The 15,898-nt window shown below is 71.6% G+C and carries 14 protein-coding genes; 3 read left to right on the top strand and 11 right to left on the bottom strand.

Features of this window, described 5'->3' with window-relative positions:
* Positions 1–298: 298 nt before the first annotated feature.
* A complete protein-coding gene (locus CVO96_RS14650; RefSeq protein WP_103312859.1) occupies positions 299–796 on the bottom strand; it encodes a universal stress protein in 498 nt (165 codons plus the stop codon).
* 223 nt (positions 797–1,019) lie between these two features.
* On the bottom strand, positions 1,020–1,580 hold the full coding sequence (locus tag CVO96_RS14645) for an antibiotic biosynthesis monooxygenase (RefSeq protein ID WP_243398382.1): 561 nt from the start codon (positions 1,578–1,580) through the stop codon (positions 1,020–1,022).
* A gap of 108 nt (positions 1,581–1,688) precedes the next feature.
* Here CVO96_RS14645 and CVO96_RS14640 point away from each other — a divergent pair, with 108 nt between their 5' ends.
* Positions 1,689–2,474 carry a TIGR00282 family metallophosphoesterase gene (locus CVO96_RS14640; RefSeq protein ID WP_165795312.1) on the top strand — a complete coding sequence of 262 codons (786 nt, stop codon included), beginning with the start codon at positions 1,689–1,691 and terminating at the stop codon, positions 2,472–2,474.
* A 182-nt stretch (positions 2,475–2,656) separates the two neighbouring features.
* Positions 2,657–5,131 (top strand): phosphoenolpyruvate carboxylase, encoded by a 2,475-nt coding sequence (locus CVO96_RS14635; RefSeq protein ID WP_103313526.1) that lies wholly within the window; start codon positions 2,657–2,659, stop codon positions 5,129–5,131.
* A 292-nt stretch (positions 5,132–5,423) separates the two neighbouring features.
* Here the strand turns inward: CVO96_RS14635 and CVO96_RS14630 are convergent, their stop codons facing one another.
* On the bottom strand, positions 5,424–5,705 hold the full coding sequence (locus CVO96_RS14630; protein ID WP_103312858.1) for a cupin domain-containing protein: 282 nt from the start codon (positions 5,703–5,705) through the stop codon (positions 5,424–5,426).
* 81 nt (positions 5,706–5,786) lie between these two features.
* On the opposite strand from CVO96_RS14630, the gene CVO96_RS14625 reads away from it, so the two are divergent.
* Positions 5,787–7,235: an alpha-amylase family glycosyl hydrolase gene (locus tag CVO96_RS14625; RefSeq protein ID WP_103312857.1), complete on the top strand. Its 1,449-nt coding sequence runs from the start codon at positions 5,787–5,789 to the stop codon at positions 7,233–7,235.
* A gap of 15 nt (positions 7,236–7,250) precedes the next feature.
* Here the strand turns inward: CVO96_RS14625 and CVO96_RS14620 are convergent, their stop codons facing one another.
* From CVO96_RS14620 to CVO96_RS14585, 8 genes are all read right to left on the bottom strand, one after another.
* Positions 7,251–7,928 (bottom strand): transposase, encoded by a 678-nt coding sequence (locus tag CVO96_RS14620; RefSeq protein ID WP_279326991.1) that lies wholly within the window; start codon positions 7,926–7,928, stop codon positions 7,251–7,253.
* Positions 7,826–8,314 (bottom strand): winged helix-turn-helix domain-containing protein, encoded by a 489-nt coding sequence (locus tag CVO96_RS14615; protein ID WP_103310445.1) that lies wholly within the window; start codon positions 8,312–8,314, stop codon positions 7,826–7,828. The genes CVO96_RS14620 and CVO96_RS14615 overlap by 103 nt, the downstream gene beginning before the upstream one ends.
* 95 nt (positions 8,315–8,409) lie before the next feature.
* Entirely contained in the window at positions 8,410–8,898 is a 489-nt protein-coding gene (locus CVO96_RS14610) for a hypothetical protein (protein ID WP_103312856.1), read from the bottom strand.
* A 150-nt stretch (positions 8,899–9,048) separates the two neighbouring features.
* Positions 9,049–12,375, bottom strand: coding sequence for an AAA family ATPase (locus tag CVO96_RS14605; RefSeq protein WP_103312855.1), 3,327 nt, complete (start codon positions 12,373–12,375; stop codon positions 9,049–9,051).
* Positions 12,376–12,497: 122 nt separating this feature from the next.
* Complete coding sequence (locus CVO96_RS14600) at positions 12,498–13,040, bottom strand: GerMN domain-containing protein (protein WP_103312854.1); 543 nt, start codon at positions 13,038–13,040, stop codon at positions 12,498–12,500.
* Complete coding sequence (locus CVO96_RS14595; protein WP_103312853.1) at positions 13,037–14,419, bottom strand: N-acetylmuramoyl-L-alanine amidase; 1,383 nt, start codon at positions 14,417–14,419, stop codon at positions 13,037–13,039. Before CVO96_RS14595 ends, CVO96_RS14600 begins: the two co-directional genes overlap by 4 nt.
* On the bottom strand, positions 14,416–14,847 hold the full coding sequence (gene smpB / locus CVO96_RS14590) for an SsrA-binding protein SmpB (RefSeq protein ID WP_103312852.1): 432 nt from the start codon (positions 14,845–14,847) through the stop codon (positions 14,416–14,418). Before smpB ends, CVO96_RS14595 begins: the two co-directional genes overlap by 4 nt.
* Positions 14,848–14,893: 46 nt before the next feature.
* On the bottom strand, positions 14,894–15,610 hold the full coding sequence (locus CVO96_RS14585) for an SDR family oxidoreductase (RefSeq protein ID WP_103312851.1): 717 nt from the start codon (positions 15,608–15,610) through the stop codon (positions 14,894–14,896).
* Positions 15,611–15,898: the final 288 nt, after the last annotated feature.

Here is a 15,898-nt window from a genome sequence, read left to right as displayed (position 1 = left end):
AGGAGGCCAGGTTCGGGTCACATTGGATCAGGGCAACCGCACCGTCACCAGACGGGGGCATTCGATCACGCGCAAGGCGACCCCGCTGCTCCGCAGCTCTGCGAGTCCGACCCTGCGGGCCACCTCCCCTCAAGGGGAGGCAAGAAAACCGGGTCAGTCGGGCTTTTCCTTGCCTCCCTTCTCAGAAGACTCGCATAGCTGAGGAGCAGCGAGGTCGTCCGCAGCGTGAGCGTACCCACCGCTTCCCAGACGGTGCGGTTGCCCTGGTCACAGAGTCGGGGCGGCGATGCAGTGTCCTTCAGCCCTGCAGGTTCCCCCCGGTCTGGAGCTCGGCCATGAACGGCGGCGTGAGCCACTGGGGCGGGGTGTGGCCGGCGCGAACCAGCATGACCGGCACCGGGGCGCAGCAGGCGACCGCCTGAGCCACCGAGCCGAGCAGCATCCGGCCCAGGCCGCTGCGCCCGTGGGTGGACATCACGATCAGGGCCGCCCCCTCGTCGCGGGCGATGTCGCTGATGGCCTGGGCGATGGCCCGCCCACCCGCCAGTTCCACGCGCACGCGCGCTCCGGGCACCCTGGCCTGCAGGGCGGTTTCCATGGCGCGCTTCTGCTCGGCCACCTCCGCCGGCTCGGCGGGCGGCAGGTAGCCGAACTCACCGGCCAGCGCCACCCCCGGATCGAGCTGCACGCACAGCACCGTCAGTTCAGCGTGCAGGGCGGCCGCCAGGGCCCGGGCGTGGGTCAGGGCGAGGTGTCCGAGGTCGCTGCCATCGGTGGTCACGAGAATGCGCGTCATATCAGCCTCCTGTACTGAGGGTGAGCCGGGCGGATTACGGAGCCATTACCGCGATGAGCGGAGGTGCCTGGGGAGCGGGCCGGATGAGACGGGTCAAATGAGACGGGCCGGACGACTGAATCAGACGGTCGAGACAGGGTTCAGTCCAGAGTGAGCCAGCGACCCCTGTCGTTCAAGAGGAGCAGACACCTTGTCCCGCGCTCCAGACCTCTGCGGCGCGTCCTCAGTCCGGGCTGAGCCAGCGGGCTGCGGAGCGGGTGGCGAGCGGCATGAACAGGTAGGTCATCGAGGGCACGACCAGCACCATCTGGGCCAGCGCCCGCAGCCCCAGCGGCCAGGAGCCCACGAGCGGGGCGACCAGCAGCGTGACCCCCACGGACACCGGGTACAGCACGAGCAGGGTCAGCAGGGTCATCTTCCAGCGCCTCGGCTGACTCAGGGTCGGGGCGGCGGGCGGGGTGAACCAGAAGTCCAGTCCCGGCTGGCGCTCGAAACTCAGCTGGTCGTCCACCATCGGCGCGATGGCGTCCAGCCAGGCGGTGCGCTCGGGCGAGAGTTCCCAGGCCGCGGCGCTGGACAGCGAATCGAAGCGGGCGACCACGGTGTACTCGCGCCCGCCGCCTGCCGGGCGCAGGATGCCGGTGCCGCGGTAGCCGGGCACACGGCCCAGCAGCTCGCCCAGTTCCGTGAGCCGCTGTTCGTAGCCGGCCTCGTGGCCCGCCCGGATGCGCCGGCGCACGACCAGGGTCACGGGATCGGTGGGGGGCGTGTCTGGCAACGTCACCCCGGCAGGATAGCGAGCCGGATCAGGGTGGCCTGTCCACCGCGCCCTTGCCGGGAACACCTGGGCGCCGCGCCATGTGGGCCGGGCTGCCGCGCTAGCCTGCGCCCCATGATGCGTGTGCTGTTCGTGGGGGATGTGTTCGGTCAGCCCGGCCGGCGGGTGCTGGCGGCCCAGCTGCCGCTGCTGCGGCAGCGGGCGGACTTCGTGATCGTCAACATGGAGAATTCGGCCGGCGGCTTCGGGATGCACCGCGACGCCGCCGAGGGCGCCCTGAAGGCCGGCGCGCACTGCCTGACCCTGGGCAACCACGCCTGGAACCACAAGGACATCTACCCGATGATGCAGGACGAGGCCAGCTACCCCATCGTGCGGCCGCTGAACCTCAGCGATCCGGGGGCGCCGGGGGTGGGCTGGCGCAGCTTCGACGTGAAGACGCCGGGCGGCACCGAGCGCCTGACCGTGGTGAACCTGCTGGGCCGGGTCTTCATGGACGCGGTCGCCAACCCCTTCCGGGTAATGGACGAGTTTCTGGAACGCCCCGGGATGGGCAGCGTGTTCGTGGACTTCCACGCCGAGGCGACCAGCGAGAAGCAGGCGATGGCCTGGCACCTGGACGGCCGGGTCGCGGCGGTGATCGGCACCCACACGCATGTGCCGACCGCCGACACGCGCCTGCTGCCCGGCGGCACCGCCTTCCAGGCCGACGCCGGCTTCACCGGCCCCCACGACTCGGTGATCGGCTCCGAGATGGACGGCCCGCTGCAGAAATTCCTGACCGAGCGGCCGCACCGCTTCGGCGTGGCGGGGGGGCGCGCGGAGCTGAACGCGGTCTTTGTCCAGATAGAGGGGGGCAAGGCCCAGGGGATAGAGCGCTACCGTTACGTCGAGGAGTGAGCCCCGTCGAGGAGTGGGCACAGGCCAGGGCCGGGCGGGGAGCGGGCCGGGCCCCTTCAAGGGCACCCGACCGGGTATCCGACGGGGCATCCGGCTGGACAGCTGACAGAACCGGCATGACGCCGGAGCAGCGGTGTGGAACGCAGCCCACGCAGACGGTGGGTGGGGAGGGACTGAAGGCCATGAGCATCCGGAGTGACGTGAATCTGCTGGGCCGCACGCTGGGTCTGGTCTTGAAGGAACAGGAGGGCGAGGCCTTCTTCGAACTCGTCGAGCGCACCCGCGCCCTGGTGCGCGAGGTGCGCGCGGGCGGCGACGACGCCGAGCTGCGCGCCATGCTCGCGGGGCTGAGCGGCGCCGACGCCGGCAACCTGGCGCGGGCCTTCACCTGGTATTTCCAGCTCGTCAACCTGGCCGAGGAATACGAGCGGGTGCGGGTGCTGCGCGCCGTGACCGGGGTGCGCCCGCAGAGTCTGGAGCAGGCGCTGACCGAGCTGAAGGCGCAGGGGCTGTCGGCGGCCGACGTGGAGGCGCTGATCGAGCGGGTCGACCTGGGGCTGACCTTCACCGCCCACCCCACCGAGATGCGCCGGCGCACCATCCGCAACCACCTCGTCGAGGTGGCGCGCGCCATTCCCGATCTGGCCGACGAGGGCGCGCTCGACCGCGTGACCGCCCACGTGGAGGCCATGTGGACGACGCCCGAGCTCAGGCGCCTGAAGCCGACCGTGCTGGACGAGGTCAAGGGCGGCCTGAACTACATCACCTCCATCGCCCAGGCGCTGCCGGAGCTGCAGCGCGACCTGCGCCGCGCCTTTAAGAACGTCTTCGAGCACGACTCCGAGGCCGCGCTGCCGCTGCATTTCTCCTCGTGGATGGGCGGCGACCGCGACGGCAACCCCTTCGTGACGCCCCAGGCCACCCGCGAGGCGCTGGAGGTTCACCGTGAGCGGGCGCGCGAGCTGCTGCTGAGCGCCGTCCAGCGGGCCTACGCCGACCTGAGCCAGGAGCTGGGGGGCCACGAGGCCTACCGCGAGGAACTGCGCGACCTGCATGGCGCCATCCGTGACGGGCACCCGGTCGAGCTGCTGCCCCGGCTGGACGCCCTGCACCTGCAGCTTCACCAAGACGGCCAGCATCGCAGCGCCGATACCCTGCTCACCCCGCTGCTCTCGCTGACGCGGGTGTTCGGGCAGCATCTGGTCAGCCTGGATCTGCGCGAGCACTCGGCCCAGACCGGCGCGGCGGTGGCCGAACTGCTGCGCGCGGCCGACGTCGAGGCCGACTACCTGGCGCTCGCCGAGCCCGCCAAACAGGAACTGCTGGCCCGCGAACTCCGCTCGCGCCGCCCGCTGTGGCCCGCCGGGGAGGCGCTGCCTGACGCGCTAGAGAACGCCATCGGCCCGATCCGGGAGGTGAAGCAGGCCACCAGGGTCGCCGGCCCACGGGCCTTCGGGCGCTACATCGTGTCGATGTCGGAGAGCGTGAGCGACGTGCTGGAGCCGCTGCTGCTGGCCCGCGAGGTGGGGTTTGCGATCCTGCCGGTGCCGCTGTTCGAGACGCTGGAGGATCTGGAGAACGCGCCGCAGGTGGTTCAGGCGCTGCTGAGCCTGCCCGAATACCGCGCCGTGCTGGGGGACGGGGTGCAGGAGATCATGCTGGGCTATTCGGATTCCAACAAGGACACCGGCTTCCTGGCCGCCAACTGGGCCCTGCACGAGGCCCAGCGCCGGGTCAGCGACGTGTGCCGCGGGGCGGGCGTGCGCTGGCGGTTTTTCCACGGGCGCGGCACGAGCATCGGGCGCGGGGGCGGGCCGGCCTCGCGGGCCATCCTGGGGCAGCCGGCGGGCACCATCGACGCCGGGCTGCGGATCACCGAGCAGGGCGAGGCGCTGGCCGACAAGTACTCCCACCCGCTGCTGGCGCGGCGCAACCTGGAACAGGCCCTGTACGGGCTGCTGCTGGCCGCCGCCCGGCGCAACGACGAACTGAAGGAGGACTGGACGGCCGCGATGGGGCGCGCCGCGAAGGCCAGCGCCGGCGCCTACCGCGCCCTGGTGGACGATCCGGACTTCATCGGGTTTTTCGAGGGGGTCACGCCCATCCACGAGATCGCCCGCCTGAACATCGCCTCGCGCCCGGTGCGGCGGCCCGGCGCGCCCAGCCTGAGCAACCTGCGCGCCATTCCCTGGGTCATGAGCTGGACGCAGAACCGCGCCAATCTGCCCGGCTGGTACGGTCTGCTGGAGGGCGTGCGCGAGATCGGGCCGGCGCTGGCCCGCGAGATGTACGCCGGCTGGCCCTTTTTCCGCACGGTGCTGGACAACGCCCAGATGAGCCTGGCCAAGAGCGACCCGCTGATCTTCGACGAATACCTGCGCCTGGTGAGGCCGCACCCCCTGGCCGACCGCCTGAAGGACGCCTATGCCCAGACCGTGACCCTGGTGCAGGAGGTCGTGGGCGCCGAGCTGCTGGGCAACGAGCCCCGCCTGAAGGAGAGCATCGGGCTGCGCAACCCCTACATCGACCCCATCCACCGCATCCAGGTGGAACTGCTGCGCCGCGCCCGCGCCACCGAGGGCGGTCTGGACGAATTCGAACGCCCGCTGATGCTGAGCATCCAGGGCATCGCGGCGGGCGTACGCAACACGGGCTGAGCGGGGCGGGAGGCGGGGCGGCCTGGATGCTGGACGTCCGGCCGCCCCGCCCTGTTCAGCAGCCTGGCGTCAGAGAGTCCTGGGGCGCGCGATCAGGACAGCTTCAGCGTCTGCTCCAGGGGAGGCGGGGCGGGCTCCCGACCTGAGCACCCGACCTGAGCAAAGGGGGCAGGGCCGGGGTTCCGGAGCGAAGCCGGGCGGAACGGACGACTCTGGAGCCCTCCCCACCACGGGTATCCCACATGGGCCGTCAACGTCCGGGACGCCCTCCGGGTCAGCCGCAGCACGTCCCTCAGCGCCTGTCCAGCAGCACGTAGCTCAGGGTCACGTCCTCCAGCACCTCGGCCTGGTGTTCCTCGCCGGCGGGAATGAAGGACACGTCGCCGCCGCGCAGGGTCACGGCCTTCCCGCCGCAGACTGCCCGCAGCACGCCGCTGTGGATGAACGACAGTTCGTCCTGCGCGTGGCGGGTGGGGGGCAGCACGGTGCCGGCCGGGAAGTGCAGGCGGCCCACCTGAGCCGGGAGGGACTGCAGCGGGGCGGCCTCGCCGGTGATCAGGGTCAGGAGTTCCATGGAGCTTCAGGGTGCGCCGCACACACCCAAAGATCAAGGGAGACGACGGGTCGGGCGCCCGCTGGGCTTACCATAGACGCCATGCGTCCAAGCCTCGTCCTGGCCGCGTTCCTCGCCTCAGCGGCGGCGAGCGCGCAGACCACCCCCGCCCTCCCCTCCTTCGAGGGCCAGATCATCTATCAGGTCATGCCGGACCGCTTCGCCGACGGCGACCCGGGCAACAACCAGGGAGTCAACCTGGCCGATCCCCGCGCGTGGCACGGCGGCGACCTCAGGGGCCTAACCGGAAAGCTGAATTACATCCAGAAGTTGGGGGCCACGGCGGTCTGGATGACCCCGGTGTATCAGCAGCAGAGCGTGAACTCGTTCGCCACGGCGGCCTACCACGGCTACTGGCCGGCCGATTTCCGCGCGGTCGATGGGCACTTCGGCACCCTGGCGGACTTCGACGCCTTCGTGAAGGCGGCGCACGGCGCGGGCATGAAGGTCGTGCTCGATCAGGTCATCAACCATTACGGCTACGAGGCGGCGGCCGTGAAGCTGCGCCCAGGGTGGTTCACCACCGACGCCGAGTGTCAGGCCAGCACCGACAAGGACGTGGACTGCCCGCTGGCCGGCCTGCCCAACCTGAAGCAGAGCGTGCCGCAGGTGCGCGAGCAATTGATCGGCAACGCCGATTTCTGGCGGGCGCGCGGGGTGGACGCGCTGCGCTACGACGCCATCAAGCACGTCGAGCGGCCCTTCCTGAAGGAGCTGCTGGCGCGCGACCGGGCAGCCGGCAGCTGGACGCTGGGCGAGTGGTTCGACGCCGACACGGGCACGGTGGCCGAGTGGCAGAAGGCGGGGTTCGATTCGCTGTTCCTGTTCAGCCTGCAGGCGGCCATGAAGGACTCGGTGATGGGCGGCCAGGGCCTCGACCGGGTGAGAACCGTGCTGTCACGGCAGGGTGAACTCGTGCGCCCCGGCGACGTCGCGCTGTTCCTCGACAACCACGACGTCCCCCGCTTCGCGCAGGGCAGCCTGTTCGAGGACGTGGGCCGCGAGCGCACGAAGTACGGCCTGCGCGCCCTGATGACGCTCAGGGGCGTGCCCGTGATCTGGCAGGGCACCGAGATCGCCCAGCGCGGCGGGGCCGATCCCGACAACCGCCGCCAGATGCGCTTCGAGGATCAGTGGACGCCCGAGGAACGCGCCGTGTACGAGGTCGCTCGGGGCGCCATCGCCGCGCGCAAGGCCAGCCCGGCCCTGAGCCGGGGCACGCTGACGCTGGTGCCAGTGCCGCTGGCCCTGGAGTCACAGCTGCTGCTGTTCACCCGCACGGTGGACGGCCAGCGGGTGCTGGCGGCGTGGCACGGGGGCAAGGAGCGGCGCACCTACAGCCTGAAGCTGAGCGGCCTGGGCCTGAAGGCGGCCGACCTCGCGACCGTGACCTCGCTGTTCGCGGGCCAGAACGCCAGGGCGAGCGTGCGCGGGGGCTACCTGCACCTGAGCCTGCCCGCCCAGGACGCGGCGGCGTTTACCCTGCCCTGAGGGACTGATACCGGACTAACATGAATTCAGGGCATGGCGTATCCAGGGGAAAGCGGTCAGCGACTGCACTTCGGACGGTGACGCCATCAAGCGCTGGCACTCGTGGCTCAAGACGTCTTGCACGTCATCCAGGGTCGTGAAGGTTCGGTTCGCCAGGGGACGCTTGACTCGACCGACCAGCGGTTCTGCTGGGGACAGCTCCGGGGTGTAGGGGGGAAACGTGACCAGCAGCATCGTGGGGGGCACGGTCAGCTGCGGGCTGGTGTGCCAGCCCGCACCATCCAGCAACAGCACGATGATGTCCCGCCCAGTCGGATTCACCGCATCGTTGAAGGCCGCCAGGGCCACCTGCATGACCGCCGTGCTCACTGTCGGCAGGATCAAGAAGTCACTCGTGCCGGTGACCGGTTCCACGAAGACATAGACGTAGAGCCACTGGAACCCCCGATGCTGCACCGCGATGGGTCGCTGGCCGACCTTGGCCCACACCCGCATGAGCACAGGTTTGAGCCCAGCGCGGCCTTCGTCCTGAACAAACAGGCGTACCCGCTGGTGCGGGTACGCTGCCTGCGCCGTGCGCAATGTTTGGGCTACTTTTTTTTGAACGCCGCCTGCACGTCTGGATCGGCCGCCAGATGGTGACGGGGACGTGGCAGCTGCACACTGAACCCCAGGCGTTTGAGATACCCCCACGCACACACCTCGGTGATCGCCACCGCAAAGTGCTCGTAGATGTACGCCTGGGCGGTGCCGCTCGTCCACACCCCGCCCCTGGGCGGGGTCTCCATCAGCGCCTCCGAGAGCTGCCGCTGCTGATCGGGGGTCAGGGCGGGGTCGGAGTGGTTGTCCTGACGTTTGTCGCGCACCGCCTCAGGGCCGTGCTGGTTGTATCGGCGCACCAGGGTGCTGATGGTGTTGCGGTTGTACCCCGTGGCATCAGCGATCTGGCGCGGGGGATACCCTTTGGCTTTAAGCCACAGGATGTGCCAGCGGGAGCGTTCGACCGGACGGTGGGCCGATCGATACGACGCTTCAAGTTCCGTGACGGTTCGGTACGGGTGCAGTGGCAGCGTGTCCATGCTTGCAACTCATCTTAATCCCGTATGAGCAGAGTCCGGGCCGGTGAGGATCGTCTTCCCCACCGGCCCGAACGGTTTTGGCCCCGGTGGCAGGCTCAGGGAATCCGGTCGATCTCGGAGAGCGAGGTGGAGGTCGCCTCGACCCGCTGGCGCTGCAGCTTCTGCATCTCGTGGGCGTCCAGCGCGGTGTGCGCCATCACGATGGTCTCGCACAGCAGCATCATCGAGGCGCAGACGCTGGCCGGGAGGCACTGCACGCCGTCCCGGCGCAGCACGGCGCCCTCGCGGCCATCGGTGAGGATCAGCACCGAAGGCCCGACCAGCAGACCGGCCGTGTCCGGCACCCGCCAGGTACGTGCCCGGCTGGCCATCAGTTCCGAGCGCCAGGTGTCGGTGGAGTCGCCGTGCGGGGTCGCTGCGCCCGGCAGCTGGCACACGCCCCGGATGACCTCGCGGATCAGCTCGCCGTCCTCGGAGGGCACCTGGGAGAGCAGCAGCACCACGTCCTCGCGGGGCCGCTCGCCGCGTTGCCAGGCCTGGATGGTGGTCAGAAGGTGGACGGCGGTGGGTTCGGATTCAGTCATGGTGGGAACGTCGCTTTCGGCAGGGAGGGTCGGGGGACGGCGGGCAGGACGAGACCACTGTAGAGCATGGATCAGGGGGCCGGTCAGGGGGCATGGCCGGCAACTGCACCAGCAGTGGCAGTGCCCCTGCCAGTGCACCCTGCCGGTTCCTCAGCCGGCGCGGGCATCCTCCGGGCGTTTGATGCTCAGCACGCGGCTGGCCCCGGTCTGGTCGGTGGTCACCCCCCACAGGGCGTGCGCGACCTCCATGGTCGCCTTCTGGTGCGTGACCAGCAGGAACTGGGCGCCACGCGCGCTGAAGCGCTCTAAAAAGGCGGTGAAGCGGCGGATGTTGGCCTCGTCCAGCGGGGCGTCCACCTCGTCCAGCACGGCCAGGGGCAGGCCGCCCGCGCTGCCCTCGCCGCCCGCGTGGTTCAGGGAGAACAGGAAGCCCAGGCCCGCCATGGTGCGCTCGCCGGCCGAGAGCAGGGTCATGGAGCGGGTGCGTTTCCCTTTGGGCTGCACCGCCAGCCGCAGTCCGGTCAGCCGGCCTTCCGGGTCGAGTTCCGTTTCCAGCTCGCCCTGCCCGCCCAGCAGCTCGGCGCTGTACTCCTGGAAGGCGGCGTTCACGCGGTCGAAGGCGGCGCGCGTGGCGGCGGCCTCGGCGCTCTCCAGGGTGTGCAGGTGGGCGCGCAGTTCACCGGCCGCCTGAGCGGCGTCGTCCATCTCGGCTCGCTGGGCGTCCAGGCTGGCCTGGGCCTCGGCGTGTTCGGCCTCGGCGCGGGCGTTCACCGGGCCCAGGGCCTCCAGCTCGGTGCGGGCGCGGCCCAGGTCGGCCGTCCACTCGCGGGGCGTGCCCGGCAGCTGGCAGCCGTCCGGCAGGGCCTCCAGGCTGCCCTGGCGCCGGGCGATCAACAGCCGCAGCTCCTCCAGGCGGGCGCGCACCTTGTTCTGCGCCCCGATCAGGTTGGCGTAGGCCCGCGCCGCGTCCTCGCGGGCCTGCTCGGCGCGCGGGAACTCCTGCTCGTCCAGGCTGCCCAGCGTGGCCTCGCGGCGCGCGACCTCGGCCTGGGCGGCCTGCAGGTGCGCCTCCTGGGCGGCGGCGGCCCCGGCGTTGGCCTCCAGGCGGGCCTGCAGGTCGGCCGCGCGGGTGGTCGCGGCCCGGTAGGCGCGCCACAGGGCGCCCAGTTCGCGGCCCAGGGCCAGGGCCTCGGCGGCGCCCCGCTCGGCGGCCCGGCCAGCCTCGGCGGCCTGCCGGGCCGCGTTCAGGTCGGCTTCCAGCGCTTCCAGACCCGCCGGATCGAGGGGCGCGGGCTCGCCGGGGGTCGCATCCGACTCCAGCTCTGGCCCCAGTTCCGGCCCCAGGCGCGCCAGCAGCCGGTCGCGGTTGGCCCCCAGGCTGCGCCACTGGGCGTCGAGCTGCGTGACCTGCCGCTCGGCCTCGGCTTCCTCGCGGGCGGCGCGCTCACGGGCGGCCAGCAGCGCGTCGTGCGAGGCGCCGCTGCCCGCCAGATCGGCCTGCACCTGATCGCGCTGCCGGGCCAGGGCCTGGGCCTGCGCCTCGGCAGCCTCCAGCTCGGCGGCCAGCTCCTGAAAGCGGCGCTGGTCGGCGAGCACCCCGCCCGCCGTATCTCTCAGCCGGCCCCCGGTGATGGCGCCGCCCGGCTCGACCAGTTCGCCCTCCAGGGTGACCAGGCGCGGGCGAGAGACGTGGGCGCGGGCGATCCGGTTGGCCGTGCGTAAGTCCTGCACGAGCAGGGTATCGGCCAGGATGGCTTCGGCCACCAGCGGCGGGTCGCTGGGGCACAGGTCGGCCAGGTTCCCGACCACGCCGGCCTCTCGCAGCAGCGCCCCGTCGCGGCGCGGGCGGGCGCGGATCAGGTCGAGGGGCAGGAAGGTGGCGCGCCCCCCGGCGCGCTTGAGTTCCTCGATGATCTCGCGGGCGTCGTCGGCGCGGGCCACCACGACCTGTTCCAGCCGGCGGCCCAGCGCCGCGCCCAGCGCGACCTCGTATTCGGCGGGTACCGTCAGCAGGTCGGCCACCGATCCCACGATGCCCGGGTGTTCCAGGCGCAGGGCGTTGCGGGCGCCCTCGCCGTAGCGGGCGTAGGAGTTCAGGGCGCTCTCCAGCCGCTCCGATTCGCGGCGCAGCGGCGCCAGACTGGCCTGCAGGCGCGACAGCTCGCCGCTCAGGTGGCGCTCGCGGGCCGCCGCGTCCTCGCGGCCCCCCCGCAGCCCGGCGTACTGGGTCTCCGCGAATTCGCGGGCGTGGGTCGCCAGGGCCAGCCGCTCGCGGGCGGCCTCCAGGGTGTCCCGGAGCTGCCCCAGCTGGGTCTCGGCACGCTCCAGCTCGGCGCGCAGGGTCTCGCGGCTGGCGTCGGCGCGGGCGTGGGCCTCAGCGGCGCGGGCGGCCAGGGCGCGGGCGCGGCTCAATTCGGCGTCCAGGCCGCGGGCCCGGCGCTCGGCCGCCTCGGCCGACTGGCGGGCCTGCGCGCCCGCCGCCTCCAGCGCCGGGAGGTCGGGGACTGGCTGGGCGGGCGGCGCCGTGGGCAGGGCCGCGAGTTCCTGGGCGATCGCCTGGGCCTCGCCGCTCAGGTGGTCGCGGTAGCGGGCGGCCTGGGCGTGGGCGTCGCGGGCGGCGCGCAGGGTCTCGAGCGCCCCGGCATGGGCCTCGCGGCGGGCGCGGGCATCCTGGGCGGCCTCGCGGGCGACCTCCACGGCCGTCGCCGCCCCCTGCACCTCGGCCGCCAGTCCGGCGCTGCGGGCCTCCAGGGCCAGGGCCTCGGTCTGGGCGGCCTGCACCTCGGCGCGCAGGGTCGCCTGCCGCTCGCGGCGCAGCGCTTCCTCCAGGGCGAGCCCCCGCGCGCTGAGTTCCCGGTGGCGGCGGGCCTCCTGCGCAGCGCGCTCCAGGCGGGCGGCGGCGGCCCCGCGCTCCTGGCGGATCAGTTCCAGCTGGGCCAGGTGCGAGTCGGCCTCGCGCAGCCGGGCCTCGGCCTCCTGGCGGGCACTGACCGCGCGCGACAGTCCGGCCGCCTCCTGCAGGTAGCCCAGCAGCGTGCGGCCCTCGGCCTGCACCACGCCGCTCACCTCGCCCTGGCCGATCACCGCCAGCCCGCCCGGCCCCAGCCCGGTGCCGCGCAGCGCGCCCTGCACGTCGCGCGCCCGGGCCGCGCGGCCGTTCAGATCCTGCTCGGCCGTGCCGTCGCGGTAGACCCGCCGCGCGAGGTTCACGCGGCCCTCCGGGGTCTGCAGTTCGAGCTGCACCTCGGCCAGCCCCAGCGGCGCCTTGAGGGACGAACCGTGGAAGATCAGCTCGGTGCCGCGTCCGGCACGCAGCTCTCTGGCCCGCGCCTGGTGGGTGGCCCAGCGGATCGCCTCGACCACGTTGCTCTTGCCACTGCCGTTGGGGCCGATCACGGCGCTCACGCCGGGGCCGAACTCCAGGCGGGTGCGGTCGGCGAAGGATTTGAAGCCCTGCAGGGTGACGCTGTGCAGCATGGGAAAGAGGGGTCGAGCAGTCTGAACGTCTGAGAGTCTGAGCAGAGCGCAGCGCGCCCTCTGTCAGACCGTTCGACGGTCAGACCTCTAGACCCTCACGCCTCCCCTCACTGGTCGGCCCGTCACTGATCCGCACAGTCCTGACGGGTGAAGGGCTCGCGCAGGTCGATGTGACCCAATTCGTCCACGGCCTGACCATCGAGCACGAAGGTCACGTCCTGGCCGCGCGTTTCCAGCAGCGTGCGGGTGATCGTGCACAGCAGCATGTGCTCACCGCTGGTGCCGTAGCGGAGCTGGGCGTAGGCCTTGGGGAGATCCACGAAGTAATGCTGGCCGCGCACGTACACCTTGGGCGCCGGGGTGTTCCTGGGCACGGCGCCCAGGTGCCCCGCCTGGGTGGGGCCGGCCGCCCAGACGCCCAGCGCGGCCTGCGCCACCGCCGCCGGGTTCCGCTGGGTGATCTGCACCGTGCGCGACTCCGGGGCCAGACGCTGCACCTGGGCGTCGGTGAAATACACCTTGACCGGCACCGCCGTGCGCTCGGCGAGCTGCAGGCGGGGGGCGTCCGGCGTGGGCGGCACGCGCTGCACCGCCTGCCAGGCCAGCACCGCGACCACCAGCAGGCCGGCGCTGACCACGTTGAACAGCGAGAGGATGCGCCTCACGGCGCGGCCCCCTGCGCCGAGACGTTGGCGTTGTTGGTCGCCCGCGCGGTCAGGTAGGTGGCGACCGAGCGGGCCACCGCCTCGGCCATGACCTGCAGCCGCTGATCCACGCTGAGCTTCGCGAGATCCTCGGCGTTGTTGGCCCAGCCCAGCTCCAGCAGCACCGCCGCCTGGGCCGCCTCACCCAGGGTCAGCACCCGCGAGATGGCCTCCTGGCGGGCGGTGACGCCGCCGCCCTTGAGTTCACCGCGCAGCAGCTGGGCCAGCCGGCGGGTGCTGCCGGTGTTCGCCACGACCAGACTGCCGTAGGCCGGCACGGTGCCGGTTCGCAGGGCATTGATCACCTGCGCGTTGGCGCGGCCGGTCTGCTCGTACACGGTCACGCCGCTGCGTTTGGAGCCGGGGAAGCGGCCCAGGTCGAGCGCCATATAGACGTCGCTCTGACGGGCCAGCTTCAGGGCGTCGTCACGGGTCATGGCGGTGGTGGGGTCGCGGGTCACCTTGACCTGCCAGCCGAAACGGGTCAGCAGTTCGGCGGCGCGCCGGGCCACCTCCAGCGTGGGGTCGCGGCCCACCCCGGCCACGCGGGCCGGATCGAGCACGATCAGGGGCCGGGTCACGCGGGTCAGCACCTCGGGACTGCTGGCCGGGATGCCCGGCCCGGCGTCCACGACCACCCGCACGCCGCCGCTGCGCACCACCTTATAGACCCGGTAGCCGTTCGAGGCCGGCAGCGGCAGCGTGAGCGTCAGGTCGCTCCCCACCTTCCGAACCTCGGCCTCCGGAACGAAGGCGCCGCGCGTGGTGTAGCGCCTCGCCTCGCCGCTCAGCCCGCGCAGGGTGACCACGACGTTCGTGCCGCGCTGCTCGTCCACGATCTCCACATCGCGGGTCAGGTCGAGCACCAGCCGGTCGGAGTCCTTACCGGCGCGGCTGCTCACGCCCTGCAGGCGGGGCGCGGCCACGGTGAAGTTGCCGGCCTCGTAGCGGGCGCCCAGCCCCAGCGCCAGGGTGTCCAGCGGCAGGTACAGGTTGCCGTTCACCAGCGTGGCCGAGCGGGCCCGGCGGCGTTCGGTGTCCAGCTGCACCGTGTTGAAGTCGGTGGTGGCGCGCTGCTGATCCTCGTCGAGCGGCAGCAGCAGCGTGTGGCCCAGCCCCGTGACCCGGATCAGCCCGCCCTCGCGCCCGATGTTCAACAGCCGGCTCAGGGTGGCCTCGCTGGCGTACTCGGCGCCGTAGAGCTGGATGCTCTGCACCGGCTGGCCCGCCAGATTCAGCTTCGAGAAAGCGATCTGCGCGCCCGCCAGACCCGCCAGCAGCGCCCCGCCCAGCAGCGCGGCCAGTTTCGCCCGCCTTCCTGCCCACCGCGCACGCCTCATAGCTCTCGCAGCTCCCGGCGCACGGTCTTCTCGGCCTCGGCGCGGCGCTTGTCGTGCAGCTTCTTGCCACGGGCCAGGGCCACCTCGACCTTGAAGACCCGGCCCTTCTGGTACATGCGGGTGGGAATCAGGGTCAGGCCCTTCTGCTCCAGCCCCCGGCGCAGCTTGAGGATCTCCTCGCGGTGCATCAGCAGGCGGCGGGTGCGGCGGGGTTCGTGGTTGTTGTAGGTGGCCTGGGTATAGACCGGGATATACAGCCCTTCCAGTTCCAGGTTGCGGCCCACGAGCCGGGCGAAGGCGTCGCGGAAATCGACGCCCCCGGCCCGCACGCTTTTCACTTCACTTCCGGTCAGGGCGATGCCCGCCTCAAAGCGCTCCAGCAACTCGTACTCGTAATGAGCGCGGCGGTTCGTGTACACGCGGAGCATTCTAGCAGGGCCACCCTGAGCCGCATGGGGTGGCCTGCGCCCGAGCCTATTTGCGCGGCGGCTGGCTGGGCCGCACCTCGATGCGGCTGGGCAGTGTCCTCTCGGGCATGTCCAGCAGATCCAGGGTGAGCTGGGCGATGTCCTCGGGCTGGATCTTCCAGGCATCGGCCTCGGACGGCGTGTGGCCGCCGAAGTGGGTCGCCACGCTGCCGGGCATGATCTGGGTGACCTTGATGCCGTGCTGGCGCAGATCCAGGGTCAGCACCTCGGAGAGCCCGTTCAGGCCGAACTTGGAGGCGTTGTAGGCCGCGCCGCCCGCGAAGGGGTTGCGCCCCGCCAGGCTGGAGAGCGTGAAGATGTACCCGCCGCGCCGCTTGAGGGCCGGGATGCCCGCCTTGATGGTGTAGAAAGCGCCGCTGAGGTTGATGTCGATCACGTCGCGCCACTGCTCCAGGGTCATGTCCTCGATGTTGGCGAAGTGGCCCACCCCGGCGTTCACGAACAGCACGTCCAGCCCGCCGAAGGCCTGCACGTGGCCGTCCACGGCCCGCTGCACGGCGCCCGCGTCGCGCACGTCGCAGACCACGCCGCGCACCCGCTCACCCAGCGTCCCGGCCGCCTCCTGGATCTCGGCCTCCTGGCGGGAGGTGATGGTCACCGAGTACCCGGCCCCGGCCAGCGCCTGCGCGACCGCGTAGCCGATTCCCTTGCTGCCGCCCGTGACCAGGGCGCTTCTGCCTTCATTCTGCGTGGCTGACGTCATGAATCGACCGTAGCATGGGGAGCTTCGTCCATCGGTCGCCGGGCGCTGTGGGATGATTTATGTTCAGGGCGAGGGGGCAGTCAGGAGGGGGCAGTCAAACGGTCGAACCGTCTAAGGGTCGAAAGGAAGAAGGCTCTGCTGCCTCGCAGGGCAGCGCCGCACTGGCCCCGACCAGGAAACAGGAGCGGGTTCCGGACGTTGGACAGCGTTCTCATCCACCGGACTCTCAGCCCGTTCACTCTTCCGTCCGTCCTACGGTTCGACCGTTCGACCGTTTGACTCTCTGAC

It is taken from the genome of Deinococcus koreensis, assembly GCF_002901445.1.
Classification (GTDB): Bacteria; Deinococcota; Deinococci; order Deinococcales; family Deinococcaceae; genus Deinococcus; species Deinococcus koreensis.
This window is presented reverse-complemented; position numbering and strand designations above follow the sequence as displayed.

Coding starts and splice junctions, on each gene's coding strand:
- CVO96_RS14595 (WP_103312853.1), bottom strand. CDS start 14,419: ATGAGGCGTGCGCGGTGGGCAGGAAGGCGGGCGAAACTGGCCGCGCTG.
- CVO96_RS14650 (WP_103312859.1), bottom strand. CDS start 796: ATGACGCGCATTCTCGTGACCACCGATGGCAGCGACCTCGGACACCTC.
- CVO96_RS14610 (WP_103312856.1), bottom strand. CDS start 8,898: ATGACTGAATCCGAACCCACCGCCGTCCACCTTCTGACCACCATCCAG.
- CVO96_RS14605 (WP_103312855.1), bottom strand. CDS start 12,375: ATGCTGCACAGCGTCACCCTGCAGGGCTTCAAATCCTTCGCCGACCGC.
- CVO96_RS14625 (WP_103312857.1), top strand. CDS start 5,787: ATGCGTCCAAGCCTCGTCCTGGCCGCGTTCCTCGCCTCAGCGGCGGCG.
- CVO96_RS14615 (WP_103310445.1), bottom strand. CDS start 8,314: ATGGACACGCTGCCACTGCACCCGTACCGAACCGTCACGGAACTTGAA.
- CVO96_RS14635 (WP_103313526.1), top strand. CDS start 2,657: ATGAGCATCCGGAGTGACGTGAATCTGCTGGGCCGCACGCTGGGTCTG.
- smpB (WP_103312852.1), bottom strand. CDS start 14,847: ATGCTCCGCGTGTACACGAACCGCCGCGCTCATTACGAGTACGAGTTG.
- CVO96_RS14640 (WP_165795312.1), top strand. CDS start 1,689: ATGATGCGTGTGCTGTTCGTGGGGGATGTGTTCGGTCAGCCCGGCCGG.
- CVO96_RS14630 (WP_103312858.1), bottom strand. CDS start 5,705: ATGGAACTCCTGACCCTGATCACCGGCGAGGCCGCCCCGCTGCAGTCC.
- CVO96_RS14585 (WP_103312851.1), bottom strand. CDS start 15,610: ATGACGTCAGCCACGCAGAATGAAGGCAGAAGCGCCCTGGTCACGGGC.